This is a genomic window from Caballeronia sp. LZ001 (assembly GCF_031450875.1).
In the GTDB taxonomy this organism is placed as follows: Bacteria; Pseudomonadota; Gammaproteobacteria; order Burkholderiales; family Burkholderiaceae; genus Caballeronia.
Window position 1 is genome coordinate 867,262 of sequence record NZ_JARTVX010000003.1, and the last position, 26,818, is coordinate 894,079.

Here is a 26,818-nt window from a genome sequence, read left to right on the forward strand (position 1 = left end):
GAAGTATCGGTCAGATAAAGCGCGCGAGTTCGAGCATGCGCGCACGATCCGGAAAACTCGCCTGCGTGCCGTGCCGGCCGACCACATAGGCGGCAACGGCCATTGCGCGAGGCAGGATGTTGCGCAGACGATGGCCGTGCGCGAGCCCAGCCGCGAGCATGCCGCAGAGTGCATCGCCTGCGCCGACCGTGTCCACGGCAATGACTTCAGATGCGGGCATCTGCTCGATGCCGCCGTGCGCGCCGCACCAGACGACGCCGCCCGCGCCGAGCGTGACCAGCACCTCGGTCGCGCCTGCCGCGTGCAGTGCGAGCGCCGCGCGGCGTGCATCGGCGTCGCCCGACAGCATTTCGGCCTCGACGCTGTTGACGACGAGCACATCGACATCGGGCAGAAGCGCTTTGACCTCGAATTGCACCGGTCCCGGATTCAGAAGCGTATGCCGCCCGCCGCGACGCGCCGCGCGCAACCACGTCGCCGTCACCGTGCGCGCCAGATTACCTTGCAGCACGATCCAGTCGCCCGGCGCGCTCACGGCGTCCAGCAACGCGGCATCCGGTGCGTAGCCGCTGGCGGCTTCGTTGCGCGTGACGATGGTGTTTTCACCGGCAGCATCGACGGTGACAATGGAAAGGTCCGTCGGGCAATCGAGATGGTCAACGTGCCGCGTATCGATGCCTTCCTCACCGAGCATGGCGACGATGCGCGCGCCGTCGGCGTCGCGTCCGACAGCCGCAAGCAACGTCACCTGCGCGCCCGCGCGTGCGGCGATCACCGCCTGATTCGCGCCCTTGCCGCCGAAGTCCAGCGTGCTGCCAAGCGCAATCGACGTCTCGCCGGGCTTCGGCAACGAAGCCACGCGCAGCGTCATGTCCATCGCCGCGTTGCCGATCACGCAGACGCGCGCGCTGCTCACGATGGTGCCATCCGGTAGCCGGACATCGCTCGATACGAGCCGAGCGCCTCACGCGGGCGAGCGTCGCGGCAAGCCGCGCATGCCGCGCGCGCGAGGTCGAGGTCGAGGTCGAGGTCGGCGATACCGAAATACATCATGCCGCGCGCGCCTCGGTCAGCCAGTCGAGACACTGCCGCCAAAGCCGTCCATAACCGTCCCACGCGGAGAACTCGGGCGGCAGCCAGTGCACGGACATGTCGCTTGTCCAGGCAAGCGTGCGGCCCTCGCCATACTGCCCCGTCACGAGCAACGGATGGCCCGTGTCCGGCACGGTTGCGATGAGCGTCGCACCCGGCTTCAACTCGACTTCGTTGTAGCCGAGCAGATGCGGCCATTGCATGCCGAGGCCCTCTATCACCGGATGCCGCGCGACGATACTCGGCGTGAACCCCTCGGGCACTTCAACGCGGTCATCCCACGCGAGGCACTTCACGGGCAGCACGTCCTCGACGGGCGTATTGCGAAAGCGCGCACTGCCGTTGATGCCCTGAAAGCTCAGATAGCCACCGATCATCATGAGACCGCCGCCTGCCTCCACATACTCGCGCAACAACTTCAGGCGGTTCGGCGTGCGCTTGCTGTGCACCCACGTATCCGGATGCAGCAAGAGCGTATTCGCGCCGATGTCGGAAAGAATGATCGCGTCATACTCCTTGAGCCCTTCGAGCGTCGTGGGAAATCGCGTCTGCGCGTCGTGACTCGGCATGTGCGTGACCGCGTACCCGGCGCTGTCCTTGAAGAGCGCGAGAAACTGCTCGGAGCCGGTGTGATACGTCACCGACGCGAACAGATCGAACCCCTTCACGTGGGTTGCCGTGCTGGTCCACGACTCTCCGGCGAGCAGGACTTTCTTCGTCATTCTCAATCTCCTTGAACGCGACGGCTCGTCACGCCAGATGCCGCCTTCGAGAACACGCGAGCGGGATTGGTCACGAGCATGGTTTCGATCTGCGCGTCGCTCACGCCGTGGCGTCTGAGTCTCGGCACGAAGTGTTCGAGGATATAGCCGTAGCCGAAGCCGCCGTAGCGCGTGAGCATCATCTTGAGGAACACGTCCTGCGAGAGCAGCAGATTGCCGATGAACCCCGCATCGATGAGCGCGCGGATAGCGCGCGCGTTCTCTTCATCGGACGGCGATTGCGCGTCTTCGTCGGCGTAGTAGTAGTCCATGCCGATCATGTCGTATTCGAGCCACGCACCGCGCCGCGCGATGGAATGCTGATACTCGATATCCGCGTGGCTCGGGTTCATGTGACAAAGCACCGTATGCGCGAGATCGGCGCCCTCGCGCTCGACGATATCGAGCACGCGATGTCCATGCCGCACCCATCCCGGCAGATGCACCGAAAGCGGCACGCGCGTGGCGGCGCTCGCGCGAGCCGCCGCGCGCAGCGACTTCTCTTCTTCCGCCGTGAACGCCGCCGACACGCCGATTTCGCCGATGAGCCCCGCGATCACATCTGGCTTGCGCTCGGCGCCGCCCACGTCGAAGATCATCTGCTCGGCGAGTTCGTCGATGGAACGCTCGCGCAACGTACGCCGGATGCGAAGGCTCCAGATAAAAGCCCGTCGACATGACGATGTTGAGCCCCGTGCGCCGCGAAATGCGCTGCAGCGCGAGCGGATCGCGGCCGATGCCGAGGTTGGTCGGATCGACCACCGTCTGGCCACCCAATTCGCGGAACTTCATCAGTTCCTCGGTGGCGGCATCGACATCGAATAGCTGGCAGTTGTCGCGGTTCATGAGCGGATTCATGCGCAGCGCGCCCAAAATGCCGACATGCACCTTCTGCTCGCCGATATGCCGTTCGCCGCAACAAGCCGGCGCGACCCATTTGCCGGAGGCATCGACGAGAATATGCTCGTGCATCAGCGTGATGCCCATTTGCTCGACCGGTAGCGGACCGAGCACCGTCATTACGTGGCCGCTGCCGACACCTATGGGCAGCGTCGCCGGATGACCGAATACGGGTTTCGTCGACATCATGCTCAGCCCTTCTTTCCACGCCGGGCGGAAAAGATGCGCGTGTTCAGCCAGATCGCGAACAGCATGATGGCCCCCTGGATGATCTGCGTATAGAACGGCGACACGTGAACCAGAATCAGCCCGTTGCCGAGCACGGCAATGGTCAGCGCGCCGAGGAGCGTGCCCAGAATGGTGCCGCGGCCGCCGAACAGATTGGTGCTGCCGAGCACGACCGCCGCGATCACCGCGAGCTCGAAGCCGACGCCCTGATTCGACGAACCGCTCCCGAGCCGCGCGGTCGTAATGAGCCCGGCGAGCCCCGCCGCGATCCCGCTCAGCACATACACCTTGATGATGACGCCGCGTGTATCGACGCCCGCGCGCCGCACGCCTTCCGCGTTCGTGCCGATCCCGATGATGTAGCGCCCGAAGCGCGTATGACGCAGCACGACCCATCCGGCGAGCATCACGGCCACCGCGATCACGGCGGGCAGCGGAAGTCCCAGGAACCACTCGCGGCCGAGCGCGACGAACCAGCCGTTGCCATCCACGGGCACGGAATAGCCTTGCGTGATGAGAAGCGCCGCACCGCGCACGATCGACAACGTGCCAAGCGTGACGATGAACGCGGGCATGCCCGCGATCGCGATGAAGTAGCCGTTCGCGAGCCCGATGACCCCGCCGAGCACGAGGCCGCCGATCAGAACGAGCGTATCCGGCATGCCCGCGTGCAACGCGATGGCCGCGAGCGCGCCGACGAACGCGAGCGTCGAGCCCACCGAAAGGTCGATGCCCGCGGTGGTGATGACGAGCGTCATCGTCGTGGCGACGATCAGCAACGGCGCACTCTGACGCAGCACGTTCAGGAGATTGCCGGCGGTGAGAAAAGTGTCGGTGGCGATGCTGAACGCCACGACGCAGATCGCGAAGAAGGCCGCGATGCTCGCGACGCCTGCACGATGGCCCAGCCGGTGCGACAGCGAAAGCGCGCGCCGTGCGGAAGATTCGGAGGACACGGTGGTACCCATGATCAATGTTCGGCGTGTGGACGCGCGGAGCGCGCGTTGAATTTGTGCCCGACGATCAGATCGACGATCTCCTGCAGATTCGTCTCGCCGATAGGCCGGTCCGCGATGGCGGTGCCTTCGTACATCACCGTGATGCGGTCGCAGACCAGAAACAGGTCCTGCAGCCGATGACTGATGAGAATCACGCTGACGCCGCGCGCGCTTACGGTTCGCACGACATCGAGCACCGCTTCGACCTCCGCGACGGCGAGCGCGGCAGTCGGCTCGTCCATGATGAGCACTTTCGGATCGAACGAAACCGCGCGCGAAATGGCGATGGCTTGACGCTGTCCGCCCGACAGATTTTCCACGTCGAGTTTCGTGTCCGGAATGCGGATGCCGAGCCCGTCCAGCATGGAACGTGCATCGCGATGCATCTTCGCGTGATCGAGCATCGGCATGCCGAGCACGCGGCGCATGGGCTCGCGGCCGAGAAACAGATTGCCCGCGACATCGACCGTATCGCACAAGGACAGGTCCTGATAGACCATCTCGATGCGATGCGTGCGGGCATCGCCCGGATTGTCGAAATGGACCGTCTTGCCGTCGATCTCGATCGATCCGCTGTCGGGCACGACCGCACCCGACAGCACTTTCGACAGCGTCGATTTACCCGCGCCGTTGTCACCGACGAGGCCCAGCACTTCGCCCGGCGCGACATCGAGATTTACGCCGCGCAGCGACTGTATCGCGCCGTATTGCTTGGTGATGCCGCGCATCCGCACACGCAGCGGCGCGCCTGTGTCCACACTCGACATGAGGCTCTCCCGGTTTGGACGCGGCCTACTTGAACACGCTGCGATACTTCGCCACGTTCGCCTTGGTGACGATGGTCACCGGAACGGAGATGTTCTTCTCGACCGGTTGCTTCGCGATCAGCTTGAGCGCGGCGTTGACGGCCGCCTTGCCTTCGCCTTCCGGGTCCTGCTGCACCACGGCCACGACAAAGCCCTGATCGATGCCCTTGATGGCCTGCGCGCTCAAGTCCCAGCCGAAAATCTTGACGCGATCCGTCGCGCTTTGCGCCGACACGGCGGCCACGAGACCGATCAAGGCCGGTTCGCCGGTTGCATAAACGACCTGCATGTTCGGGTTGCCGGAGATGAGATTTTCGGCGGCCGTCTGCGCCTGATCCTGCACGTTCTGGCCATCGACCGTGGACACGATCTTCGCATTGGGCGCGCCCGCGAGACCGGCCTTGAAGCCGTCCAGACGCACGTTCTGAATGTACGAATTCAGCGCGCCGACCACGCCCACGCTTGCCTTGCCGCCAAGCGACTTCTTGACGTAATCGGCCGTGTAGGTGCCGATGTCCTTGCCGACCTTGAGATTGTCGACACCGACTTGCACGTCGTTATCGCCGTTCACGATAGCGTCGATGGTGACGACCGGAATGCCGGCCTTCTTTGCTTCGGCAATCGCCGGCTTGATCCCGTTCACGTCGATGGCGACCACGAGAAGCGCATCCACCTTCTGCTGGATGTATGTCTCGATGGCGTTGTTCTGCGCGTTCGGGTCATTGTTCGAATTGAAGATGGCGAGGTCCGCACCCGCGGCCTTCGCGGCCTTTTGCGCGCCGTCATCCATCTGGGTGAAGAAGAGCGCTTCCTGATTGATCTGGACCAGCGCGATCCTCTTCTTGTCGGCGGCGTGCGCGCCGCCCGATAGTGCAATCAGCGATCCGGCGGACATCACGGCGACCGCGGACATGATCCGGCGTGACAGCATGGCGTTCATCACAGCTCCTCCATCGCAAAGGCGCAGAACGAGCGACTCGTCGGCTGGTCCTGGCATGGTTGAAACTTCAGAGGGCGCGGATGAAAACGCGCCGCTTTGTAAACCGGTTTACTTAGGCTACGGCCGTCGCCCCTTTCATGTCAACCGGTCAAAATTAGAATTTGCGTGGAGTGCGCGTTGACGCTGAGTTCAGCGCAAACGTGGCGGCGCGACGGACGCGCGTTGGATCAGACTCACGGGCAGCCGCCGCACGGTGGACGGTCCGCCGCCCGAGAGACGCGCAAGCAGCAACTCGACGCCCGTGCGGCCGAGATCGCGCGCGGACTGCCGAAGCGTCGTGATGGGCGGCATCAGCAGGCTCGCAAACTCCATGTCGTCAAAGCCGACGATCGACATATCGCGCGGCACGTCGATGCGTCGATCGCGCAGCGCTTCGAGCAGGCCGACCGCGAGGTAATCGCTCGCCGCGAAAATCGCCGTGGGCGGCGACGGCAGCGCAAGCAGACGGCCGAGCGCCGTCGCGCCGAACTCGCGCTCGTACGAGCCGAAACAGACGAGCGTTTCATCGAATTCGATCTTCGCTTGCGCCAACGCCCGTCGATACCCTTCGCAACGCTCCTGCACGGTGAAAAGACCGAGCGGGCCGCTGATATGAGCAATACGCCGATGCCCCGCCTCGATCAGATGCTGCGTGGCGAGATAGCCGCCCTGCACGTTATCGACGAGCACTTTGGGCACGTCCGCGCCGGGCACGTCTTCGTCGATCACGACGATATTGCCGCGCGTGCCGATGAGCGTGCGCAGCGTGCCGTCGTCGGGACGGTTGGAGACGAGGATCAGGCCATCGAGATGCTGAATGTCGAGCCAGCCGACATACAGCGATTCGCGAGCGAACTGGTTGCGCGTGATGCACAAGGACAGACCGTAGCCATGCTCGGAAGCGGCCAGCTCGACTTCGTCGGCGATCTCCGCGAAGAAAGGATTCGCCACGTCCGGCATGGCCAAGCCGATAGTCTCGCTGCTGCCGAGGCTCAGGCGCCGAGCAAGGCTGTTTTGCCGGTACTTCAACGCCGCGATGGCGGCGTCGATGCGTTCGGCTGTGTCCGGCGGCAACGCGAGGCTGCCGTTCAGGTAGCGCGATACGGTCGCCTTCGAGACCTTGGCATGTTCCGCCACTTCGCGAATCGTGGACACTTTGGGCACAGCGCGTTCCGGCTTGGAAAAGCCTGAGTGTAGCCTCGTTCTCGCGCAAGCCGTCATCGAGGCATCGCGAACGCGCGCTTGTGCGCCTTATTCCTGCTTGGCGGGAAGCGCCGCATACGCGCCGTCTTGCGTATCCCAGCCGCCGCCGAGCGCCTTGTACAACGCGACGAGATTCGTCGATACCGTCGCGGTGCTGTCGACCCATTGCTGCTCGGCGGTGAGCAACGCCTTTTGTGCCGTCAACACATCGAGGTAGTTCGACAGGCCACGAATGTAGCGCTTGTTTGCAATGTCGAGCGCGCGTTTGGAAGCCTGCACGCTTGCCTCCAGGCGATCGCGGCGGCGCTGTTCGGCGGCGAATCCCGTCAGCGCGTCATCCACTTCCTGGAATGCCGACAGCACGGTCTTGCGGTACGTGATCGCCGCTTCCTGTTGCTGAGCTTCCCGCAACGCGAGCGTCGCACGCAAGCGGCCACCCTCGAAGATGGGAAGCGAAAGACTCGGCCCCGCACTGTAGCTGCGCGCGCCCCAACTACCGAGATTCGTGAATTGCGTAGCCTGAATGGCGACGCTTCCCGACAGCGTGATCTTGGGGAAGAAGTCCGCCTTCGCCGCGCCGATGCTCGCCGTTGCCGCATGAAGCTGCGCCTCCGCCTCGCGAATATCCGGCCGCCGATGCGCCAGTTCCGATGAAAGCCCGACCGGCACGCGCGGCGGCGCCATCGGCACGGTGGATGGCGGCGACAGCTTCGCCGCAAGCGCTTGCGGATACTCGCCAAGCAGCACGCCGATGGCATTGATCAGCTTCGCTTCCTGCTGCTCTTCCTGCGGAATATCCGCGGCATTCGATTCGGCCTGGCTCTGCGCATTGGCGACATCGAGATCGGTAGCGAGTCCATGCTTCGCACGCTCCTCCGTGAGTTGCACGGTACGCTCTGCAAACGCCAGATTCTCTCGCGTAATACGCAGCTTTTCCTGCGTCCCACGCAGATTCAGATAATCGCGCGCGACTTCGGCGGCGGTCGAGACGATCGCATCGTGCCGCGCCTCGTTCTGCGCTTCGACCGTGGCGCTCGCGCTTTCCGTCGTGCGTCGCACGCGGCCCCAGAGGTCGAGTTCCCACGATGCATCGAAACCATACTGATACAAATTGAACGGCGGCAGTGCGTTTTGCGCCGCGCTCGACGTCGGAACACCGCCTTGCCGTCCGCCGAGCCCGTTCGTATCCGTGGCCGATGACCCGCCGCCGCCCAGCAAGCCGATGACGCCATCGGCGCTCTGCAGCTCGCGCGTGTAGGAAGCGTTGCCGTTTAGCGTCGGAAGCTCGTCGGCCTTCGTCTGGCCAAGCTGCGCACGCGACTCCAGGAGCCGCGCCGCCGCGACCTTGATGTCGAGATTGCTGTCCATCGCGCGCGTGACGAGCTCGGTCAGCACGGGATCGCCGAAGCTGTTCCACCATTGCGGATCGACAGGTTCGGGCACCGCGACCGACCGGTTAGCCTCGCTCGTGGACTGCGTTTCGGGCCACGGCGCCGGTGTCTGCAATGCAGGACGCTGAAAGTTCGGGCCGACCGTGCAGGCGGACAGGAAAGCGACAAACGGAATCCATCGATAATCAATGCGCATTGACTTGTGCCCCCTTCGGCAGCTTCGGCAACAAGATACAGACGGGACACAGCACGAGTGATATGACGCCGAGCATGATGAACACGTCGAGATAACTCATGACGGACGCCTGTTGCTCGACCCGTCCGGCGATGGAGCCGAGCGCATTCACGAAGCCGTTATACGGCGTGATGTGCTCGGCGAGCCGTGCATGATGAAACTGATCGCGCCACGCCAGTTGCGTCGTCACGAGCGACACGCCGAAGCTGCCGCCAAGATTGCGCATCATGTTGATGAGCGCGGATGCGTTGTTGTTCTCTTCCGGCGGAATGCCAATGAACTGCACGGTCGACAGCGGAATAAAGAGGAACGGCAGCCAGATGACCTGATAAAGCCGCGACAACGAGACATCCCAGAAGCCGATGTTCAGATCGAGACCCGCCGAATGCAGTAACGCGACGCCCGTGCCCGCAAGCGACATCATCACAAGCCATTTGGGCTGGAACACGCGCCCGGTCACGATGCCCGCCACGGGCATGAAGAACAACGTGACGAGACCACCCAGGCCAAGTGTGAGGCCGGCGTTGGTGGCATCGTAGCCAAGCAGTTCCTGCGTGAATTGCGGCAGGATCTGCGTCGTGCTGTTGATGATGAACCCGAACGCGAACATGACGCCGCAACTGATGGCGAATGCGCGCGACTTGAAAAGCCGCAAGTTCACGATTGGTTGCGCGGTCGTCAGTTCACGAAAGACCAGCGCCACCAATGCGACGCATGCAACCGCCGCGAACGAGCAGATGAAGTTCGACGAGAACCCGTCCTCGCGCTCGAATTTATCCAGCACGATCTGCAGGCAGCCGAAGCCGACCGCCACCAGAAAGAAGCCGAGATAGTCGATGCGCAAGCCTCGGTCGAGCAGCGCGCGACGCTCTTGCTGAACGAGCTTGCTGTCGCTTACGAACATCCACGTCAGGACGAGCGAAACCATCCCCACCGGCAGGTTGATGAGGAACACCCAGTGCCACGAATAGTTCTCGGTGATCCAGCCGCCAAGCATCGGTCCGATGGCGGGCGCCGTGACGACCGTAAAGCCATACAGCGCAAACGCCATCGCGCGCTTGTCCGGTGTGAACGTGTCCGCGAAAATGCTCTGCTCGACCGGCGCGAGACCGCCGCCGCCCAGTCCTTGCAGCACGCGAAAGACGATCATCATCGGCAGCGAGGTGGCGAAGCCGCACGCCACCGAACTGACCGTGAACAGGAACACGCAGATCATGTAGAAGCGCTTGCGCCCGATCACGTTCGCAAGCCATCCGCTGATAGGCAAGACGATTGCGTTGCTCACCAGGTAGCTCGTCGTGATGTACGTGCTCTGGTCGAGGCTCGCACCGAGTCCGCCGGCGATATGCCTGAGCGCCACGTTCGCGATGGTCGTGTCGAGCACTTCCATGAAGGTGGCAATCGACACGATGACCGCGATGAGCCATGGATTGAAGGGCCCCGCCGCCGACCTCGGCAATGCTGCGTGCGTAGCGGCCATGTCAACGTACCGTCACGCGCGGACTGACGGAGAGACCCGGCGCGAGCGGCATGTTGCGCCAGTCGTCGCCATCGAAGACGATCTTCACGGGCAGACGCTGCACCACTTTCACGTAATTGCCCGTGGCGTTTTCCGCAGGCAGGCTGCTAAACACCGAGCCCGTACCGCGTTGCAGGCTCTCGACATGCGCGTGGAGAACCTTGTCCGGATAAGCATCCACGGTGACATCCACGGGTTGTCCCACGTTCATGTGAACGAGCTGCGTTTCCTTGAAGTTCGCGGTGACCCACATCTCGTCGGGCACCACTGCAACGAGCGCCTGTCCGGGCGTCACGTAGTTGCCAAGGTTCACGGTGCGGCGCGTCACCTTCCCCGCCTGCGGTGCGACGACTTCCGTGTAGCTCAATTGCAGCTTCGCGTTATCGACATCCGCATGCGTCTGACGCACCGATGCTTGAGCGGCGTCGATCTTGGTTCGTTGCGACGCGACCTGCGCTTCGCCCGCCTGAACGGCCTGCTTCGCGCTATCGAGCCTCGCGAGCGCGCTCTTGGTGGTCGCCTGACTTTGTTCGAGTTGCTGACGCGTGATGGCGGCCGGGTCCGTGCCCGTATAGCGCGCGAGATCCTGTTGCGCCTGCAGTAGATCGGCCTGCGCGACGCGCACCTGCGCGGTCTGCTGCGCGAGATTGGCTTGCTGATACAGCAGGTCGGCATGCGCCTGCGCAACTTGCGCGACGGCATTGGCTTCCTGTGCCTCGGCTTGTTCGAGCTTCACTTCGAAGTCGCGTGGATCTATGCGCAAGAGCGGCTGATTCTTTTCGACGTGCTGGTTGTCCGCCACCAGCAATTCGATCACGCGACCGTTCACCTGCGATGCAATCTGGCTTTGATTGCTGTCGATGAACGCGTCGTCGGTACTCTCGTAGTGCCGGCGATGGAGCCAGTACGCAACGCCTCCAGCCACACAAATCAGTAATACCGTTCCGCCGATGATGGCATTCATGCGCTTGCGCTTCGGGCCCATCGGCTTGGACGTTTCCTCGCCCGGCTTCTTGTCGGCTTGCTCGCGGTCGCCTTCTCCGGCATCGCCGGAGGGCTTGCTATCTTCGCTTTCACTTCCGGCCATTGCACTCTCCCAACCAATATTGAGATGCATTCTACAATAGAACGGAACGGTCTCGTTCTTTTTTTAATAAGCGGCGTCTGTGTTAATCTTGCGCTGGAGATTTATGCAAGGATCAGCCGTGAAACGCACGATGAAAGATGGCAACGGACATGCCTCCCTATGCCCCATAGGAGCCATGTTCTCGCGCAAGAAAGGCCGTCCGTCCAACGCGATGGCAGGCGATGTGGAAGAGCGCATTCTGGACGCGGCGAGTACCGTCTTTCTGCAGCAGGGTTTCGCTGGAGCGTCGCTGGAGCGCATCGCCGAGGCGGCGGGCGCAGGCAAGGCAACGTTGTACAGTCGGTATCCGAGCAAGGAAGCGCTCTTCGCCGAAGTGGTCAAACGAAATTGCGAGCGGTGCTTGCGTCCCGTGTTCGAGGCGCCGCAATCCTCTGCTCTCGTCGAGCAACTCGAAGGGGTGACGCGCGCGCTCGTCACACGCTTGCTCGACGACGAGGTGATCGGCTTGATCAGAGTGGTGGTAGCCGACGCGCCGCGATTTCCGTCGCTGGCGAAAATGACACGCGAGGCGGGGCGCCTGCGCGGCATCGACGCGGTAGCGAGCTTGATGGCGGAACATTCGCAAATTGCGCGCGACGCCAGTGCGCGCGCTGCCATCAAGCGCAATGCGTTGATCATCGCCACTCAGATGCTCGATGCAATCGTTCCGCCCATGCTCATGAGAGCATTGATGGATGAAAACCTCGATGATCTTCGCAACGAGATCCGCTCGCATGTCAAGCGGACTATCGCTGTATTCGTCACGGCGGGTGCGCTGAATGCGTTTTTATAGAGGCACGCAGTAGTCGCTCGACCCCTACTTTGCATCGACGAGCAACTTCCACACGACTTCAAGCGGCGCCTTTATATGTCATCGAGCGCACGGATAGCCGACCTTCCCCGGTCATACGGCTTGGGTCCGATGACATGATCGTACAGGGCTCATTGCTCCTTCTTGAACAGGTCCTGAAAGATCAACGCCGCCCAATGCTTGTCACGGGCCTGCACGAGTTGTCCGCCTTCGGCGAGCTTGCCGAGACTGACCGGCGCATAACCGAGCCGTTCGACGAGCGCCGCGACGGTTGCATTGGCGCCCTCATCATCGCTCGATAAAAAGAGCACTCGGCGTCCCGCTGAAGTCGCGGGTTCCTGCGCAAGCAGGCGCGCGGGCAGATGGTTGAACGCCTTGACCAAATGCGCGCCCGGCAGCGCCTTCGCCACGACCGCCGAGGAAGGCAGATCGTCCAGTTCGTTTAGCGGCACGCCATAGGCATTTGTGGCGTCGATGACGACTTTGCCTTGCCAGCTAGCCATAGCCTTGGCGACATCGCGATGCGCCCAGAACGGAACCGCGAGAATGATCACGTCGGCCTTGAGCGCGTCCTGCAACGTCATAGGTACGATCTTGTCGCCGAGCTCTTGCGCGATAGGTGCGATGGATTCCGGCCCGCGCGTGTTCGCGATGCCTGCCGTGATGCCGCTGCGAGCGAATTGACGGGCAATCGCGGCGCCTACGCTGCCGCTCCCGATGATCGAATAAGTCATGAGAATTCCTTTTTTGGTTGGTCACGAGTACGTCGTTGCTTGTGTGGATCGTGGCAGCGCGTGAACGATCTGGGAAGACGGCATATCGAGATACAATCCATCACGCTCGGAGATGGATGGCCGCCATGCTCGATGGAATATCGCTGGACCAACTCAGAACCTTTATCGCCGCCGTGGATGAGGGCAGCTTTTCGGCGGCAGCGCGAAAACTCAATCGCGTTCAGTCGGCGGTGAGTGGCTGGGTCGGAGGATTGGAAGATCAAACGGGCGTCATTCTTTTCGAGCGCTCTGGGCGATTCCCGAAGCTCACGCCAGAGGGCGCGCTGTTGCTCGCGGACGCTCGCAATATCGTCGCCGGGGTGGATGCGTTGAAGGCGCGTGCGAGGCTCATGACATCGGGCGTGGAAGCCGAACTCTCGGTAGTGGTCGACGTTTTCTTCCCGACTGACGTGATCAGTGCAGTCGCAAAGGCCTTCGCCGAGCAGTTTCCACTGACGCCGCTACGTCTCTTCGTCGAAGGACTGGGAGCGGCTTATCTACCCGTTCTCGACGGCCGATGCAGTCTCGGCATACTACCGCCGCTGCCACAGGCATTTTCATCGCTGACGAGCGAGCGGCTCGGCGACGTGCCCGTGGTCGCGGTGGCTTCGGCGCAGCATCCGCTTGCAGCCATCGGTCGCCGAATAACACGGCGTGAGCTTGGCCGCCACGTTCAACTGGTGCTGACCGACAGATCCGATCTCACGGCAGGTCGCGACTTCGGTGTGGCCTCCGCTTCGACCTGGCGCTTGGCGGACTTGTCCACCAAATATGCGTTTTTAAAGGACTGCGTGGGCTGGGGAGGCATGCCCTTGCATATGGTCGAAAAAGACATCGCCGCAGGGACGCTGGTTGTTCTCGATACGGACGAGATGCCGCCCAGCGGCTGGCTTTTGACGATGTCCATCTTTCAGCAGCCTTCGCAGCCGCCCGGACCGGCAGGCAAATGGTTCATCGAACGATTGAAGACTCAGTGGCAAAGTTGATGGTTCAAACGGCCGCTCGGGCTTTCAACGAGTCGCCTGGTAAGCGCTGCCAGTTCCGCAATTCGTGCTGACCGTACGGATCACACGCCCGGCCTGCATCAACGTGATGCTGACCTTGCAAGCCTCCCCTTTCGCCGATGACACGGCAAGCGTCGAGACCGCTCGGCTCTCGCCGCCGCGCAAATGCAAACTGCCCGACTGCGACACGTTCGACGTGCCCGACGCGCCCGACTTGAGCACGTGCAAGTCGTAGTCGAGGCCGGTGTCGTACACGCTGACGACGTACGGAACGACGCGGATCGAACCGTTGGCGGAAGTGACATCGAAGGACACGGCGACATCGGAGAACGCGATCATGATCGGCTCCTTCAAGGCAAAGCGCGTCTGAATGGAAAAGCACCCGGCGTGGTGGCTATGAATATCGACCGGCACCACGCGGGGTGAAGGAGAGCATCGATCAAACGGCCGGGGGCTCGGCCGTTCGAGTCGAACACACACAACGATCTTTACTACGCCCCTTAGTGCTGAGCGATCGTCGTCGAGTTGTGGATGCCTGTTTGCGTCACGGTGGCGATGTTGCCTGAACCGGCTTGCGTGACCGATGCGTAGTTGCTTCCACCAACTTGCGTCGATGCAATGCGGTTGCCGCTGCCCGATTGCGACGAGTACAACTCGTTGCTCACGCCATCTTGCGATGCCAGCAGCGTTTCTTCCATCCCGGCCTGATACGCCACCGCATTGTTGCCGCTGCCATGCTGGAGCAGATCGAGCTTCGAGCCGAATGCGCCGACTTGCGAAAGGCCCGCCGTGTTGACGGCCGTGCCAGTCGAAACCTGGGTCGACGTGATCTCGTTGCCGCTGCCGTTGTGCTGCAACGTACTGACATTGTTCACGCCTGAGCCACTTTGCGACACGGTCGCGCTCGAACCTGCTTCGCTCACCTGCGAAACCGAGGCCTGACTCTTCGAGCCCATCTGCGACACCGTGACGTTGCCGCCTAGCGCAAGCATCGTCGAGACGGCCGCGTCGTTATTCGAGCCGGTCTGCGAGATGGAAGTCAGGTTGGCCGCCGACAAAGTCTGTGCGACGTTTGCCGTGTTGCTCGGACCGGTTTGCAGAATCTGCGTCGTGTTGCCGAGCGCGCCGAGTTGCGAGACCGTTGCCGTCTCCAGCGAGCCATGCTGCGCGATGTTCGTGGTGTTGTCGTAGCCGAGCGTCTGAGAGACCGTTGCGTTGCCGCTGGCGCCATCTTGCTGCACATTCGTGTTGTTACCCGACGACGAAGCCTGGCCCACCGATGCCACGCCAAGCGCGCCGGTCTGGCTGATGATCGTCGTGTTATCCGAACCGACATTCTGCGCAACACTCGCCGAATTCACACCGGTCTGATAGATCGAAGTCGTGTTGCCGGTGCCATTGTTCGAGTTCACGTTGGCGGTCGAACCACTCACGAAGCCGGTCTGCGTGATGTTGACCTTGTTCTGCACTTCGCCCGTCTGCACGACTGACGCCTTGGCTGCGGTCAGCACACCGCTCTGATCGATGTTCGTCGCATTGCCCGCACCGCCGCTCGTATTGACCGATGCGTTGTTCAGCACACTCGACTGGTTGATCACAACTTTGTTGTCGCGTGAGCTCGATTCGGTGACACTCGCGCGGTTGCCGGCCGCGATAAGGCCGCCCTGCTGCGATATTGCGACGTTATCGCCGTTCGTGTCCTTCTGGTCAACCAATGCATTGTTGTATGTACCGGTCGTGGTCACGGTGACGGTGTTGTTGATGGCTTCGGCGAACACGCTCGACGAGGCCAGTGCCAGAACCCCCATTGCAACGACGGATGCTTTGATCTTCATGATTGGTCAACCCCTTATATGAACCAGTGAACGATGGTTTCGTGTTTGTGCTTTTGCTTTCATTTCAGCGGTCCGGCCTGCTTGGCATTTTTCATGGTGTGCACTTGCCGCCTTTCCCCTGCTGCTGCCGCTACTTCACTCGTCGTTTCATCGAATGGCTGCTCCTTGATTCGTTGCTCGTTGTTGTATGCTTATCGGGCGATCACCAACGCTTTTGCTCCGTTACCCGTTTGCTGGACCTGAATGCCGCTGCCGGCGCCTCCTTGAATGATGGTTGCCTGATTACCGTTGCCGCGTTGCGCCACCGATGCGTCGTTGCGAGACCCGTATTGCGTAACCGACGCGTAGTCGCTATTGCCTCGTTGCGTCACGCTGGCCGTGTTGTATGACCCCGATTGCACGCCGACATACTGATTGCCGTTACCTGACTGCACGAGCGACTGCCAGTTCTGCGTCCCGGTTTGCTGCGACGCCGCCACGTTCGCCACGCCAATCTGATTGATGGTGATCGCGTTGACGCCGGTTTGCCGGGCCTGCACCGTGTTCGCTGAACCCGTCTGATTCACCGTCGCACTTTGGCGGCTCACCGTGAAAGCCGGCTCCCCTGCACCGAAGTCCGAGATGAAGGACAGGTCAGCGGCACTCGCGGTCGACGCAACAATCATAAGCATTCCGTATATTTTATGAGCGAGCGACTTCTTGATTTTTCGGTTCTTCATTTACGGCTCCTGATGCGAGCTACTAATCGCGTGCGCCGGAATCAACCGCCCGACGATGCCTTTTCCGGTTCGACCTTCGACGGGTCATACGAGGTGTTGACCTTGTCCATCTCCGCGATGTAGTTCTGGTTTTCCTGCAGATAACGCTGAACCGTCTGGTCGTACCAGTCCTTGTCGTCCTTGAGCGCCCAAGTCTGGTTCTTCAGTCCCTGCACGATCAGATGAACCACTGCGGATTCGATCGCTTCCTTGACGCATAACTGCGCCTGCTCATTGCGCGTCAAGCCTGCTTCAGCCTGGAGCAGATCCTTGAAGCCAACGAACTTGTAGACGCCGACATCCACTTGATACGAGTAGATGGTTTTGGTCGTCGAGACGCTATTCAGGATTTGCCCGTTGCGTATATCGACGGTGCGTAAGTTCACGGTCACCTGATCCACGCGATATTGCTGCGAGCCGCTGATCCCGAGATACGCCACGCCCGCGCCGCCGGTCTTAACATTCGAGTCGTACGCCACGATCCCGCCTTCGAGGATGATGCTGGCCGGCGCCAACGCGCCGATCTGCGGAATGACGCGGTTCTTGTCGTCCGGTGTTTCGAGCGCGCGCATGATCTTGCGTTCGGTCAGCAGGTCCTGAAGATTCTCGCGCTCGACCGGCGTGAACCAGCCGGAATCGCGCATGGCGGCAACGAGGAACGACGCTCCACCTTGCGTAACCTGCGATGAAAACGAACTGTCGGGCGACGGCTTGTACTGACCGGTCAGATCACGAAAGCCATAGACGGCAGCGATAACGCGGCCCTTGGGCGGGGGCAGATGCACGAGGTCGCGGGTCACGCGCGTGGGCGGCGTGAGCGTCGCGTTGCCCGCCACATTCTGCGGCGATACCGCGCAGCCTGAGAGCGTGAGCACGGCGGCGCTGACGAGCGCGAGCGTTGCCCGGAGTGCGAATCGGTTCATGATATTCCCCGTGTCTTGCTGTTTCTTGTTGGTATCGATCTGGATGACGGCTGGTCGCAGCCCTCGCTCCAGCATTTGGCGCAGGCTGCGTTACTGGCCGCCGCTCACCACGAAAGTCGTTGAAGCACCCGAGGTCTTGTCGGTCGTCGTCACTTGCAGATTGCCGTTCGCTATCTGCGCGATGTTGATCGAGAAGTTGCCCGTGTTGATGGTGCCTGGCTTGAGCGATCCATCCGTGCCCACGATCGAACTCGTCACCGAACTCGCCACGCGTGACAGAATGGCCTGCTGCAACTGACTGTTGAATTGATCGAGCGTGGACTGCGAACTGGTCAGGCTCGCCAGACTCGGGTCCTGATGCTTGTTCTGTGCGGTCGCCTGATCCATGAGAACAGGACCGTTCGCGGGATTCCCGCCGAAGGTCGGATTGATGGGCTCGTACACCAGCGGCGAGGCATACGCTCCGCCGATCAGTCCCGCGTTGGCAATGGCGGTAAGCAATATCCGCGTGAAGGTCTTTTGGTTAGTCATCTCGATTTCCTCGAACTCTCTTTTATCGTTTGAATGCTGTCTTTGTCTTTCTGCTACCGTATGCCGCGACTTACATTTCATCCGATGCGAGATCGGCTTCATGAAACAGCAGGCGCGATATATCCGCCTGCAGCACTGTCTGCAACGCGCTCGCCGCCGCGCTTTCGGCAATAGGCCGCACGTTCGCCCGGGCAATAGGCAAGAACGCCTGAAACACGCGACGCTGATCGTATTCGACCCAGACCAGACTGCCGTATCTTGCAGAGGGACGCTCATGGACCGACACGTTATAGCGTTCGCTCATCGGCATCTGCGTCCATGCCTGAGCAAAAAAGTTATAGAAGTCTTCGCCTACCAGCGTCACCGCGTCGTTGGTAACGATCCCGCCAAGCGTATCCACGAGTGGAGATCTGGCATCCGGCTTGGCGGGCAATGTGTTGCTGCCCGTGATCGTCGACTGGCGGCTGACCGTCGCACTGTCGGTGAGTGCAGGCGACGCCGCTTGCGGCCGGACCCTCGTAAGCGGACTCGGCGTCGGCGGGTTCGGCAGCGTGACGAGCGCACGTGCTTCATTACCCGAAGCGGAGCCATGAGCGCTCGACGGCGAATCGGCGTCCTGCGCGCCTTGAGCATATGCCGCGTTATCGACCATGTTGCCGAGTAGCGCGGCCGTGGTCACGAACGTCATCGACGCGACCCAGAACTGCGGCATGCGCCACGCGCCCTTCGTCGAGATCCTGTTTGCATCGCCATCGTGTCGCATACGAGCCTCTCGTCGTCATTCCTGCAGACTTCGTTTGGCCGAAGCGATGCAGTGGTATGGAACGCATTCTGGCGGATGGCGATGGCGGATGTCGATGGGTCAAATGAACACCTCTCGCTGCCATGAAACTTCCGCGACTCGTGTCGCGGGGAACACGTTACGGTGTTACGAGAACGCACGTGCAGCGGGCGTTTGAGACGCTCGTTCGGTTGAGTCGACCGTCCTTAAAAGCTGCTGCGCAAACGTTAGCGACCGAAAGCGGGACGTTCGTGGCTGAAACAGTTTTGGTCCACCTGGTTCAAATTCGTGCGGATTTCAACTAGCGGTGAGCGGCTTGTTGGAGACCTCTTGTCCAACAAGGCTTCGCAGGATTTGGCATACAAATTGCCTTTGCCTGGTAGACGCAAGAGTGCCAACGTAATGGCTCCAAAGCCGGCCTAAAAAAACACCGAAGGGGATGAGATGCTGGAATGTATCGTGGCATCGGAGATGAACGTCGCGGTTTCGATCAACGCGCAGGAAGCGATGTCGGACGCTCGGACGGTCAAGGCCGTCGCGCTTGAAAGCAGCGATGCCGCAGCGCTGGTCGATTATCTGTTCAACGAAGAGACCACGGTCGTCGCCGTCGATGCCGATCTGAACGTCATGTGCAAGATGTCGAACGCGTTGGCCCTACTTGGCGACCAGGGTGGTCTTGCTATCCGCGATGGACAGCTCATGCATCTGAACCCGAAGGCCTACGAAGGACTCAAGGCGAGCGTGGCGAAGACGCTGGCTTGCGGTCAGTGCAGCACGATCGTCGTGACTGGAGCTTGGGGACATGCGTGGCATATCGTGATCACGCGCGCGGACGATGTTGTGCTTTCCTCACGGCCGCGAGCGGTATTGCGCATTGAGCGCCGTCATATTTTTCGCCGGCCGGAGGTAGCGACACTACAAAGTGTGTTGGGCTTATCGCAGGCTGAAGCGCGGATGCTGTGCGAGTTGATCTGCGGTCACAGCGTCAATGAATGCGCAGCGATTCTCGACGTGTCGATTGCGACCGTACGCAAGCACCTTGCCGCAACGCTCAAGAAAACGTCCTGCTCGCGTCAGTCGGAATTGATGCGGCTAGCGAGCATCGTGACGTAACGTGCGACCTGGGGAACGTTGACCATCGGTTGAATGGGAACGGGCCTCAACGCTTACCGAAGAAGAAAGAAAGAGCCCGAAGGCCCTTTCTGACTCGCTTTACTTCGGGTGACTTGCAATGAAACTCTTGACTGCGGTGAAGGCAGGCTTTTGCGTCTTGCCATCGCTCGTCATGAGACCGTATGCGCCTTCGCTGTCGTCGTACATTTCGAAAGCCTGAATCGACTGAATGTTGTACTTGGCCGCGTTGTTGTAAAACTGCTGCATCATCAAGCTGCCGGTGAAGTACGACGCGATTGCCGAATACGTACCGTAGGTCGGACGCACACCGTACTCGTTGATCCAGACCGGTTTGCCGAACGAGTTCAGCACGCCGAGGATGTCATGGCAACCTGTGTTGCCGCAAGCGTGGGTCATGTCGCCCTGGTCCGAGTACCAGTGCCATGCCGTGATGTCCCAGCTGACAGTCGGGTGACCATGCGTGCCGTCCGGCTGCGAGCCGTCCGCAAGCATCTGAAAGAACGCGGTGTGCTTCCACGTGCCGTCGACGATGATCTTCGCCGAGCTATTGACCGACTTCACGCCCGCGATCATGCCGCGAATCAACCCGCGTGCGACCGTGAACGGCTGATTGCTGTAATGGTTCCAGACGTTGCCGTCGTAGTTGCCAGAGAGCGTGTTTGCTTCGAGCTCATTGCCGACTTCGTAGTACGTGTAGTTGTACGTCTGCGCCGTCTGCTGGCCCATCGTGTAGCCCGCGTTATAGGCGGCCTGCTCGCTGTTGTAGTTCAGGCCCAGCAGCATCACCGGATAAACCTGTACGCCGCCTGCCGCAAACTGCTTTGCGACCGTGGCGAGAACCCTCGCCGATGCCTGGCTGTACACGTCGTTACGGTAAATCTTCACGCCGAGATTTTGGAGTTGCGAAAGCTGCGTTGCGTACGACGTGGTGTCATACGCGCCGCCGTTCGTGATGTGGCCGTTTGCGCCGTAGAAGATGGAACTGGTGGTTGCGGCCTTTTCGGTCGATTGCGGCGTGGCGGCGGACTTGTCGACTGCGGCATCGACTGCGCTTTCGCCGCCGCCACCGCAAGCTGCTAGCAACGTGGAAGCGACCAGAGCAGTGGCAAGCGCTGCGGCTTTAGTTTTCGACAGAACTTTCAGGAAATGGGAAGACTGATTTTCATTCATGTTAGTTTGCATAGCTAATTGCTGGGCTAGCGCCCGCACATGTTTAAAAGGTTGCCGGCACTTTCCGCCGACAGCTAGCACACAGTTCGCTAGTTGCGAGGTTCGCCGTAGCACCACGTCGACTTCGCGACGAGTCACGGCTTTCCGCGGCTTGCTTTGTACTCAGCACGTAAGCAAACGATTGCTTTCGATACTGCAGGAACTGCCGATCGAAGCTTCCGAACGTAAGACACAAGAAACCGCGTTAGATGTAGCAACTATTACCGTGTTCGGCTGTACGAGTTCTTGCTTAAAGCAAGATGTGCCGAATTGGTGAGAACGGAAGCAAGGTTATCGTCTTATGAGATGACTGTAAATGTGAAATTAAGAAAAAAATGCGTTACGTTTTCCTGACAGTGAAACAAATTCCGATTGATATGAAGTTTCCACTTTGAAAGGATGGCGGCGGTTTCAGGGGTGGAAAAGGTGGACGCAGTTGGTCTTAAAGGCGTTGTGCGACATTGCGCGATCGTTGGATCGACGCGTAGCCCGTTAGAACTGTCGAGAGCGCACAGGGCGTAGGCGCTAGCGTCGAGTCGCGAGACGTTGCCATGTGTGATGGAATCGACGCGTTAGGCCGACGAGTTTTGCTAGCGCAAGCTGCTTAGAGGATCGCTAAAGACAGCGACCCCTATCGCACTTCTTAGGGGCAGAAATTCGGCCGGGCCATTTGCGAAAGCCGGTAATCTCAGGCTCTCAACCGTCCGCAACGGCTAGAGCGTTACTCTAGAAGCAAAGCGCAATGTCCCCTGTCATCCCGATGCTCGAAAGCTGGGTAACAAAGTTGACTAAGCGATACTTCTTAGCGGCCTCTCGATACCATCGCGAAGCGTCGTGATGGCAAACGGCAAAGTGGAATCGAATGCGCTATGCATGCTGAATGGATGACCCGCATTAAAGGGCCGTTCGAGGCTCGACATGCAGGGAGCGCAATCCTCGGGAAACCGGTGAACATCGCTGCAAACGTGATATCTCGTCATGCAAACGCGATGCCGGAGTCCTCTCCCGGCCGGGTGCGCCTGAATCGTTGGGGCGCCGCCTTCCTGCGACCCGATCACGAGTCGGTGAGGATGCGAGAACTCCGCCACGCTCATCAAAGCCCGAATTCCTTGCCACGGCAGATACGGCCCACCAAACCTGCGGCCATGACAGGACACCACGAGGTGCCGCTATCGAACAACATGCCAACGATTAGCGGCACACGGCGTGATGAACAAAGCGTCGGCCGTGACTTAATGCCGTCGTCTTCCGCAAGGAGCTTTACGCCGACGCGCATTCGATCGCGTCGAGTCACAGATCCGGCGCGACGATTGCTAACGCTCTGATTTGGATTCCCAGCTATTCAATTCCGCTTCATTGGCAGGGCTGCTTTGTGCGCTCGCTTCGGGAAATACTGAGAGGATGAGTTCCAACATAGTGCACGCCGGATCAGGATTCAACCGAAGTCGCCGTCGAGCCTCGACGCAATCAGCCTGAATCATCGCCGCCAATATTAATAAGCCGCCTCGCGGTTTAAACTTGCGCTCGCCGCTTCGCGACGTAGGATCGCGAACCGAACATCAGCTTCTTCCACGGCGCACAAGATGAGCCGAATGCAAAGCGTTGTCGACGTACATGTCCTGTTCAAGAACGACAATAACGAATATCTCTTCATCCAGCGCGCAAACACTGGCCATAGAGACGGTCAGTATTCGCTGGTCGCCGGTCATCTCGAACCTGGGGAATCCATCGAGGAATGCGCGATCCGCGAGTCGAAGGAAGAAGCCGGCGTGAGCATCGCGCCAGGTTCTTTCGACTTCAAGTTGGTGATGCGACGCGATTCGGAACAGAACCGAATAAGCTTCTTTTTGACATGTCGTTCTTGGGAGGGCGTCCTTGTGAACATGGAACCGCACAAGTGTTCTGCGTTTGTTTGGGCGCCGCTGGACCATCCGCCTGAGCCGACCGTCGACTACATAGCCCATGCGCTTGAAAATATTCGCAACGGCGTGATACTGGCTGATTTCAAGCCTTAATTCAGCGTGCTAAAGTCGGCGGTGTCTCAGCCGGATTCACGAGGCGCCAAGTCAACGCTGCCGACAACAACGTGAACAATGCAGCCACGACGAACAGCGCTTGATACCCTTTGGCGAAGCTAATCGCACCGAGTGCATGCAACGCGGCATCGCTCCAGCCTGGCAAGGTTGCGCTCTGAAGATGCCCTGCAGTGATATCCACTACGAGATGAAGGCGCTGCTGCGAATCGACGGAAGGTATCGAATTCGTAATGACATTTTGGACACGCGCAAACATCACCGCGCCGAGCATCGCGATTCCAATGACGAGTCCGGTAAAACGCGTCGTGCCCGACACACCCGACGCCATGCCGGATCGCTCCTTCGGGATCACGGTCATCGAAACCTTGGTCGTCTCGCCGTTGAGCATGCCCGCGCCGATGCCCGTCACGATCATGCCTACGATGAGAGGTGCATAAGCAAGCATGGTCACGACCGCCGCGAAACAGACGAGCCCGATGCACACCGTAAGCAACCCGAGCGTAAGCAACGCGCGCCCTGTCAGGCGATGCGCGAGATGACGCGACACGAGACGCGGCACGATAAAGAGTGGCCCGACCATCGGCAGCATCATGAGACCCGCGCTCGCCGATGTCGCGCCGAGACCGCTTTGCAGAAAGATCGGCACGAACGTCAGCATCGTGAGCATGCCGATGGAAAACGCAAACTGCGCGAGCGTCGCACCGAGAAACGTCCGATTGCGGAAGTACGTTAGGTCGAGCATCGGCCGCGTCTGACGTCGCTCGACAATGACGAACAACACGAACAGCACGCCAGCGCCCACAAATTCAGCGATGATCCAGCGATCATGCCAGCCGCGCCGATTGCCTTCGATAAGCGCAAGCGTCGTTAGAAAGAGCGCCGTTCCGAAGCATGCGACGCCTGGCAGGTCGAGTCGCATCGAGTGTGGATCGCGCGACGATTCGATCACGCGCAAGATCAACGCAAGCAATACGACGCCTATCGGCACGTTGACATAGAACGCCCATTGCCAGCCGAACGCCTGCGTGATGAGTCCACCGACCACCGGACCGCTCGCGATCCCGATGCCCACTACGGTGCCCCAAAACGCGAACGCTCGCGCCCGTGCTTCGCCGTGGAATGCGTGCGACAAGGTGGCGAGTGCGGCGCTCAATTGCATGGCCGCACCGGCGCCTTGCAACGCGCGCGCGGCGATCAACATCGGCAAGTTCCACGCGGACCCGCATAAAAGCGATGCGAACGTGAACAACATCAGCCCTGTAACGAGCAAGCGCTTGCGTCCGAAGCGGTCGGCGAGCGCGCCTGCTGGCATCAACAGCGACGCGAAGCTCAACATGTACGCCGTGATCACCCACTCGATGCCCGCGAAATCCGCATGCAGCGAGCGCGCAATGGAGGGCAGCGACACCGACACGATGTTCGCATCGAGTTGCAGCATGAAGGACGGCGCCGAGGTGCAGATGAGCACGAGCCACTCATGCCGCTTCGTCGCGGCGTCCGGTCTGCTTGCGAGTGAGCGATCCATGCGGCGCGCTCCTCAAACCGCGTATTGCGCTATGCCGTTGCCGAACGACCAGTTCTCTTTCTTCACTTCGACCAGATTGATGAAGACGTTCTCAGGTCGTATGCCCGGCGCTGTCGAGAGTCCCTCGGCAATTGCGCGGTAGAGCGCTTTCTTTTGATCGGTGCTACGTCCTTCGTTCCACGTGATTTGGATGATGACGAGGTCGTCGTCGCGCGCAATGCCAAGATACGTCGGATCGAACATGAAGTTGGCGTCTTCATGCTCGTTGATGACCTGGAAGCGGTCGTTCTGTGGCACACCGACACTGAGCATCGCTTCATAAACGACGAGGCCGATCTGCTGGCGATAGTCGGCATCCTTTCCCTTCTTCAAGTCGATACGAACAAACGGCATGATGGAGCTCCATTTGATGAGGACCGGTGCGGTAAATCATCAGCATATGCTTGCAATCTGTCAATTGCCTGCATATGCTGATAATGGAATAATGACTCTGCAGAAAACTTCGCAGAGGAATGAGTGATGGCAACGAAAATGGCGGCAAAGAATGTGAATCGCGGGCGACCCGGTTGCAGTTGCACCGCACTGCGCAAGGCCACGCGACGTATTTCACAACTCTATGACGCGGCAATATCGCCAAGCGGCCTGAAAATCACGCAGCGCGCGGTGCTCGCTCAGATCGGGCGATCGGAGCCGACCAACGTAGGCAAGCTCGCTGCAGCGCTGGTAATGGATTCGGGCGCGCTCGCGCATACGCTCAAGCCGCTTGAGCGTGACGGCTTCATCTCACTCGAGGTGAACCCTGACGACAGGCGGCATAAATCGATTGGTCTCACGCCCGAAGGACGCGAGAAGCTCGCTGAATCCGACGTTCTGTGGCGCAAGGCGCAAGCTATCTTCGATTCATCATTGGGCCGCGCCGAAGTCGAAGTATTGCGCGGCGTGCTGGACAAGCTCTTATCGGATGAATTTGCGGAGCGCTTCGAAAAGAACATGCAACGCTAGCGGATAAACGCTAATTAGGGAGACGCCATATGCCGACTTACCTCGTATCTGTCACGGACGGACTGCTTTCCGATGACGCGAAAGCAAACATTGCGCGCGAAATCACCCGAGCGCATAGTCAAGCCACGGGTGCGCAAACTTTCTTCGCGCAGGTCATGTTCAGCGCGATTCCACGAGGGGCTCATTTCATGGGCGGTAAGCGGATCGATACGAATCAGATCTTCGTGCATGGACACATTCGCGCAGGAAGAACGCCTGAGCAAAAGGCCAGGTTGCTTGCCGATATCGTGGAATCCCTTCATCGAATCTCGAAGTTGGAAAAGCGTTTTTTATGGATTTATCTCTCCGAGTTGCCGCCTGCGAACATGATCGAATATGGACAAGTCTTGCCTCAGCCTGGAACTGAACAACAGTGGCTTGACGGGCTACCTGAGGCAGATCGCGCCTATTTGCTAGGGCTTGCGGGCACACCGGACTGATCGTCGACTCACGCTCTTCGATTATGTTGGCGGGTCATACGAAATTATTGCCTACGACTTGCCTCAAGAATCACTTACGCTCGTCGATACGGACGGGGATGCCATCCAACACTTCGACCGATCTAAACGTATGACGATAATCCCCAACGCCCATTACCAACGTCGAGCAGCGCGCCTAAGAACCGCTAACAAGCAATCGAGGTCCTCTAAAAAAGCGCCCCGGCGCATTCCCGCTTTTTCCAAATCAATCTGCAATACGCTTGAAACTGACGTAGTAATCTTCAGTGTAATAGCAGTCATTAGTCTGTTTGCGCTGTCCACCGCACACGATGCGTCGTTGCCCGCGATCCGTCGCGCCCGGCGTGCGCACGGTATAGGCGCGGTAGTAGCCACGCGGATGTTGCGGCAGCATTGCGGCGCTATTGCGGAACATGACACCGTCCTCGGCGAAGGGGAACGGACCACCGGCCTTGATCAGACGCAGTGTCTCAGTCGCCTCGCCTGGCAATTGCGCTTTGGTGATAACGGTGACGGCGGCTGGCGCGCTGTGCTCCTGCGTGGCCGATGCGGCTTGCGTACCGCTCGCGACCTGTCCGGGTTGGACTGGCGCCTGACTCGCTGATGCGCCCGCATCTGGAGTCGCGCTTCGCGATCCGTCTTTGTTGCATGCGCAGAGGACTGCGCTCAAGGTAAAAATGCAGCAGAAAGCCAGAGTTCGCTTCACGAAGTTGTTGTCCCCGGATTGACCAGCATTCGATTACTGCAAGCGGTTCAAGAAT

The 26,818-nt window shown here is 60.3% G+C and carries 28 protein-coding genes and 1 pseudogene; 6 read left to right on the forward strand and 23 right to left on the reverse strand.

All coding sequences use genetic code 11. The features are described 5' to 3' along the window. Positions 1 to 10: 10 nt before the first annotated feature. From P9292_RS08480 to P9292_RS08535, 12 genes and pseudogenes are all read right to left on the reverse strand, one after another. A complete protein-coding gene (locus P9292_RS08480) occupies positions 11 to 916 on the reverse strand; it encodes a ribokinase (protein WP_309958562.1) in 906 nt (301 codons plus the stop codon). After that, a complete protein-coding gene (locus tag P9292_RS08485; protein ID WP_309847122.1) occupies positions 913 to 1,053 on the reverse strand; it encodes a hypothetical protein in 141 nt (46 codons plus the stop codon). The genes P9292_RS08480 and P9292_RS08485 overlap by 4 nt, the downstream gene beginning before the upstream one ends. Beyond that, on the reverse strand, positions 1,050 to 1,814 hold the full coding sequence (locus P9292_RS08490; RefSeq protein WP_309958563.1) for a glutamine amidotransferase: 765 nt from the start codon (positions 1,812 to 1,814) through the stop codon (positions 1,050 to 1,052). Before P9292_RS08490 ends, P9292_RS08485 begins: the two co-directional genes overlap by 4 nt. Positions 1,815 to 1,816: 2 nt before the next feature. Next, positions 1,817 to 2,488 carry a hypothetical protein gene (locus P9292_RS08495; protein ID WP_309958564.1) on the reverse strand — a complete coding sequence of 224 codons (672 nt, stop codon included), beginning with the start codon at positions 2,486 to 2,488 and terminating at the stop codon, positions 1,817 to 1,819. Positions 2,489 to 2,543: 55 nt separating this feature from the next. Beyond that, positions 2,544 to 2,942, reverse strand: a pseudogene (locus tag P9292_RS08500) (phosphotriesterase-related protein); the annotation flags it as partial. Between the two features lie 2 nt (positions 2,943 to 2,944). After that, positions 2,945 to 3,949: an ABC transporter permease gene (locus P9292_RS08505; protein WP_309958565.1), complete on the reverse strand. Its 1,005-nt coding sequence runs from the start codon at positions 3,947 to 3,949 to the stop codon at positions 2,945 to 2,947. Between the two features lie 2 nt (positions 3,950 to 3,951). After that, positions 3,952 to 4,746, reverse strand: a complete 795-nt coding sequence (locus P9292_RS08510; RefSeq protein ID WP_250468321.1) for an ATP-binding cassette domain-containing protein — start codon at positions 4,744 to 4,746, stop codon at positions 3,952 to 3,954. A 25-nt stretch (positions 4,747 to 4,771) separates the two neighbouring features. Beyond that, positions 4,772 to 5,725 carry a substrate-binding domain-containing protein gene (locus P9292_RS08515; RefSeq protein ID WP_309936261.1) on the reverse strand — a complete coding sequence of 318 codons (954 nt, stop codon included), beginning with the start codon at positions 5,723 to 5,725 and terminating at the stop codon, positions 4,772 to 4,774. Positions 5,726 to 5,914: 189 nt separating this feature from the next. Beyond that, positions 5,915 to 6,928 carry a LacI family DNA-binding transcriptional regulator gene (locus P9292_RS08520; protein WP_309958566.1) on the reverse strand — a complete coding sequence of 338 codons (1,014 nt, stop codon included), beginning with the start codon at positions 6,926 to 6,928 and terminating at the stop codon, positions 5,915 to 5,917. Between the two features lie 87 nt (positions 6,929 to 7,015). Continuing rightward, on the reverse strand, positions 7,016 to 8,554 hold the full coding sequence (locus P9292_RS08525) for an efflux transporter outer membrane subunit (protein ID WP_309958567.1): 1,539 nt from the start codon (positions 8,552 to 8,554) through the stop codon (positions 7,016 to 7,018). Next, entirely contained in the window at positions 8,544 to 10,073 is a 1,530-nt protein-coding gene (locus P9292_RS08530) for a DHA2 family efflux MFS transporter permease subunit (protein WP_309958568.1), read from the reverse strand. Before P9292_RS08530 ends, P9292_RS08525 begins: the two co-directional genes overlap by 11 nt. Before the next feature lies 1 nt (position 10,074). Next, the gene (locus P9292_RS08535) at positions 10,075 to 11,199 is read right to left on the reverse strand and encodes an HlyD family secretion protein (protein WP_309958569.1); all 1,125 of its coding nucleotides are present in this window, start codon (positions 11,197 to 11,199) and stop codon (positions 10,075 to 10,077) included. A 118-nt stretch (positions 11,200 to 11,317) separates the two neighbouring features. Here P9292_RS08535 and P9292_RS08540 point away from each other — a divergent pair, with 118 nt between their 5' ends. Next, positions 11,318 to 12,031, forward strand: coding sequence for a TetR/AcrR family transcriptional regulator (locus tag P9292_RS08540; RefSeq protein ID WP_309958570.1), 714 nt, complete (start codon positions 11,318 to 11,320; stop codon positions 12,029 to 12,031). Between the two features lie 149 nt (positions 12,032 to 12,180). Here the strand turns inward: P9292_RS08540 and P9292_RS08545 are convergent, their stop codons facing one another. Continuing rightward, positions 12,181 to 12,783, reverse strand: coding sequence for an NADPH-dependent F420 reductase (locus tag P9292_RS08545; RefSeq protein ID WP_309958571.1), 603 nt, complete (start codon positions 12,781 to 12,783; stop codon positions 12,181 to 12,183). 125 nt (positions 12,784 to 12,908) lie between these two features. Between P9292_RS08545 and P9292_RS08550 the strand changes: the two genes are divergently transcribed. Beyond that, a complete protein-coding gene (locus P9292_RS08550; protein ID WP_244832466.1) occupies positions 12,909 to 13,808 on the forward strand; it encodes a LysR family transcriptional regulator in 900 nt (299 codons plus the stop codon). Between the two features lie 24 nt (positions 13,809 to 13,832). Here P9292_RS08550 and csgH read toward each other — a convergent pair whose 3' ends face one another. The 6 genes from csgH to P9292_RS08580 all read right to left on the reverse strand — a co-directional run bounded on the left by csgH (position 13,833) and on the right by P9292_RS08580 (position 18,636). Continuing rightward, positions 13,833 to 14,165, reverse strand: coding sequence for a curli-like amyloid fiber formation chaperone CsgH (gene csgH, locus P9292_RS08555; RefSeq protein ID WP_309958572.1), 333 nt, complete (start codon positions 14,163 to 14,165; stop codon positions 13,833 to 13,835). A gap of 161 nt (positions 14,166 to 14,326) precedes the next feature. After that, positions 14,327 to 15,661, reverse strand: coding sequence for a hypothetical protein (locus P9292_RS08560; protein WP_309958573.1), 1,335 nt, complete (start codon positions 15,659 to 15,661; stop codon positions 14,327 to 14,329). 191 nt (positions 15,662 to 15,852) lie between these two features. Next, positions 15,853 to 16,326, reverse strand: a complete 474-nt coding sequence (locus P9292_RS08565; protein ID WP_244832459.1) for a hypothetical protein — start codon at positions 16,324 to 16,326, stop codon at positions 15,853 to 15,855. A gap of 95 nt (positions 16,327 to 16,421) precedes the next feature. Continuing rightward, on the reverse strand, positions 16,422 to 17,342 hold the full coding sequence (locus P9292_RS08570; RefSeq protein ID WP_309958574.1) for a CsgG/HfaB family protein: 921 nt from the start codon (positions 17,340 to 17,342) through the stop codon (positions 16,422 to 16,424). Between the two features lie 90 nt (positions 17,343 to 17,432). Beyond that, entirely contained in the window at positions 17,433 to 17,873 is a 441-nt protein-coding gene (locus tag P9292_RS08575; RefSeq protein ID WP_244832457.1) for a curli assembly protein CsgF, read from the reverse strand. 70 nt (positions 17,874 to 17,943) lie between these two features. Next, positions 17,944 to 18,636 (reverse strand): CsgE family curli-type amyloid fiber assembly protein, encoded by a 693-nt coding sequence (locus P9292_RS08580; RefSeq protein ID WP_309958575.1) that lies wholly within the window; start codon positions 18,634 to 18,636, stop codon positions 17,944 to 17,946. Positions 18,637 to 19,098: 462 nt separating this feature from the next. Here P9292_RS08580 and P9292_RS08585 point away from each other — a divergent pair, with 462 nt between their 5' ends. Then, positions 19,099 to 19,767 carry a LuxR C-terminal-related transcriptional regulator gene (locus tag P9292_RS08585; protein ID WP_309958576.1) on the forward strand — a complete coding sequence of 223 codons (669 nt, stop codon included), beginning with the start codon at positions 19,099 to 19,101 and terminating at the stop codon, positions 19,765 to 19,767. Between the two features lie 99 nt (positions 19,768 to 19,866). Here the strand turns inward: P9292_RS08585 and P9292_RS08590 are convergent, their stop codons facing one another. After that, positions 19,867 to 20,958, reverse strand: a complete 1,092-nt coding sequence (locus tag P9292_RS08590; RefSeq protein ID WP_309958577.1) for a lipopolysaccharide biosynthesis protein — start codon at positions 20,956 to 20,958, stop codon at positions 19,867 to 19,869. Between the two features lie 1,622 nt (positions 20,959 to 22,580). Between P9292_RS08590 and P9292_RS08595 the strand changes: the two genes are divergently transcribed. Beyond that, complete coding sequence (locus P9292_RS08595; RefSeq protein WP_309958578.1) at positions 22,581 to 23,012, forward strand: NUDIX domain-containing protein; 432 nt, start codon at positions 22,581 to 22,583, stop codon at positions 23,010 to 23,012. Between the two features lies 1 nt (position 23,013). On the opposite strand, the gene P9292_RS08600 is transcribed toward P9292_RS08595, so the two are convergent. Continuing rightward, a complete protein-coding gene (locus tag P9292_RS08600) occupies positions 23,014 to 24,558 on the reverse strand; it encodes an MFS transporter (RefSeq protein WP_309958579.1) in 1,545 nt (514 codons plus the stop codon). A gap of 12 nt (positions 24,559 to 24,570) precedes the next feature. After that, positions 24,571 to 24,951 (reverse strand): tautomerase family protein, encoded by a 381-nt coding sequence (locus P9292_RS08605; protein ID WP_309958580.1) that lies wholly within the window; start codon positions 24,949 to 24,951, stop codon positions 24,571 to 24,573. 126 nt (positions 24,952 to 25,077) lie between these two features. Between P9292_RS08605 and P9292_RS08610 the strand changes: the two genes are divergently transcribed. Continuing rightward, complete coding sequence (locus P9292_RS08610; protein ID WP_309958581.1) at positions 25,078 to 25,560, forward strand: MarR family winged helix-turn-helix transcriptional regulator; 483 nt, start codon at positions 25,078 to 25,080, stop codon at positions 25,558 to 25,560. A 29-nt stretch (positions 25,561 to 25,589) separates the two neighbouring features. After that, complete coding sequence (locus P9292_RS08615) at positions 25,590 to 26,039, forward strand: tautomerase family protein (RefSeq protein ID WP_309958582.1); 450 nt, start codon at positions 25,590 to 25,592, stop codon at positions 26,037 to 26,039. A gap of 244 nt (positions 26,040 to 26,283) precedes the next feature. Here the strand turns inward: P9292_RS08615 and P9292_RS08620 are convergent, their stop codons facing one another. Then, on the reverse strand, positions 26,284 to 26,763 hold the full coding sequence (locus P9292_RS08620; RefSeq protein WP_309958583.1) for a ribonuclease: 480 nt from the start codon (positions 26,761 to 26,763) through the stop codon (positions 26,284 to 26,286). Positions 26,764 to 26,818 lie beyond the last annotated feature (55 nt).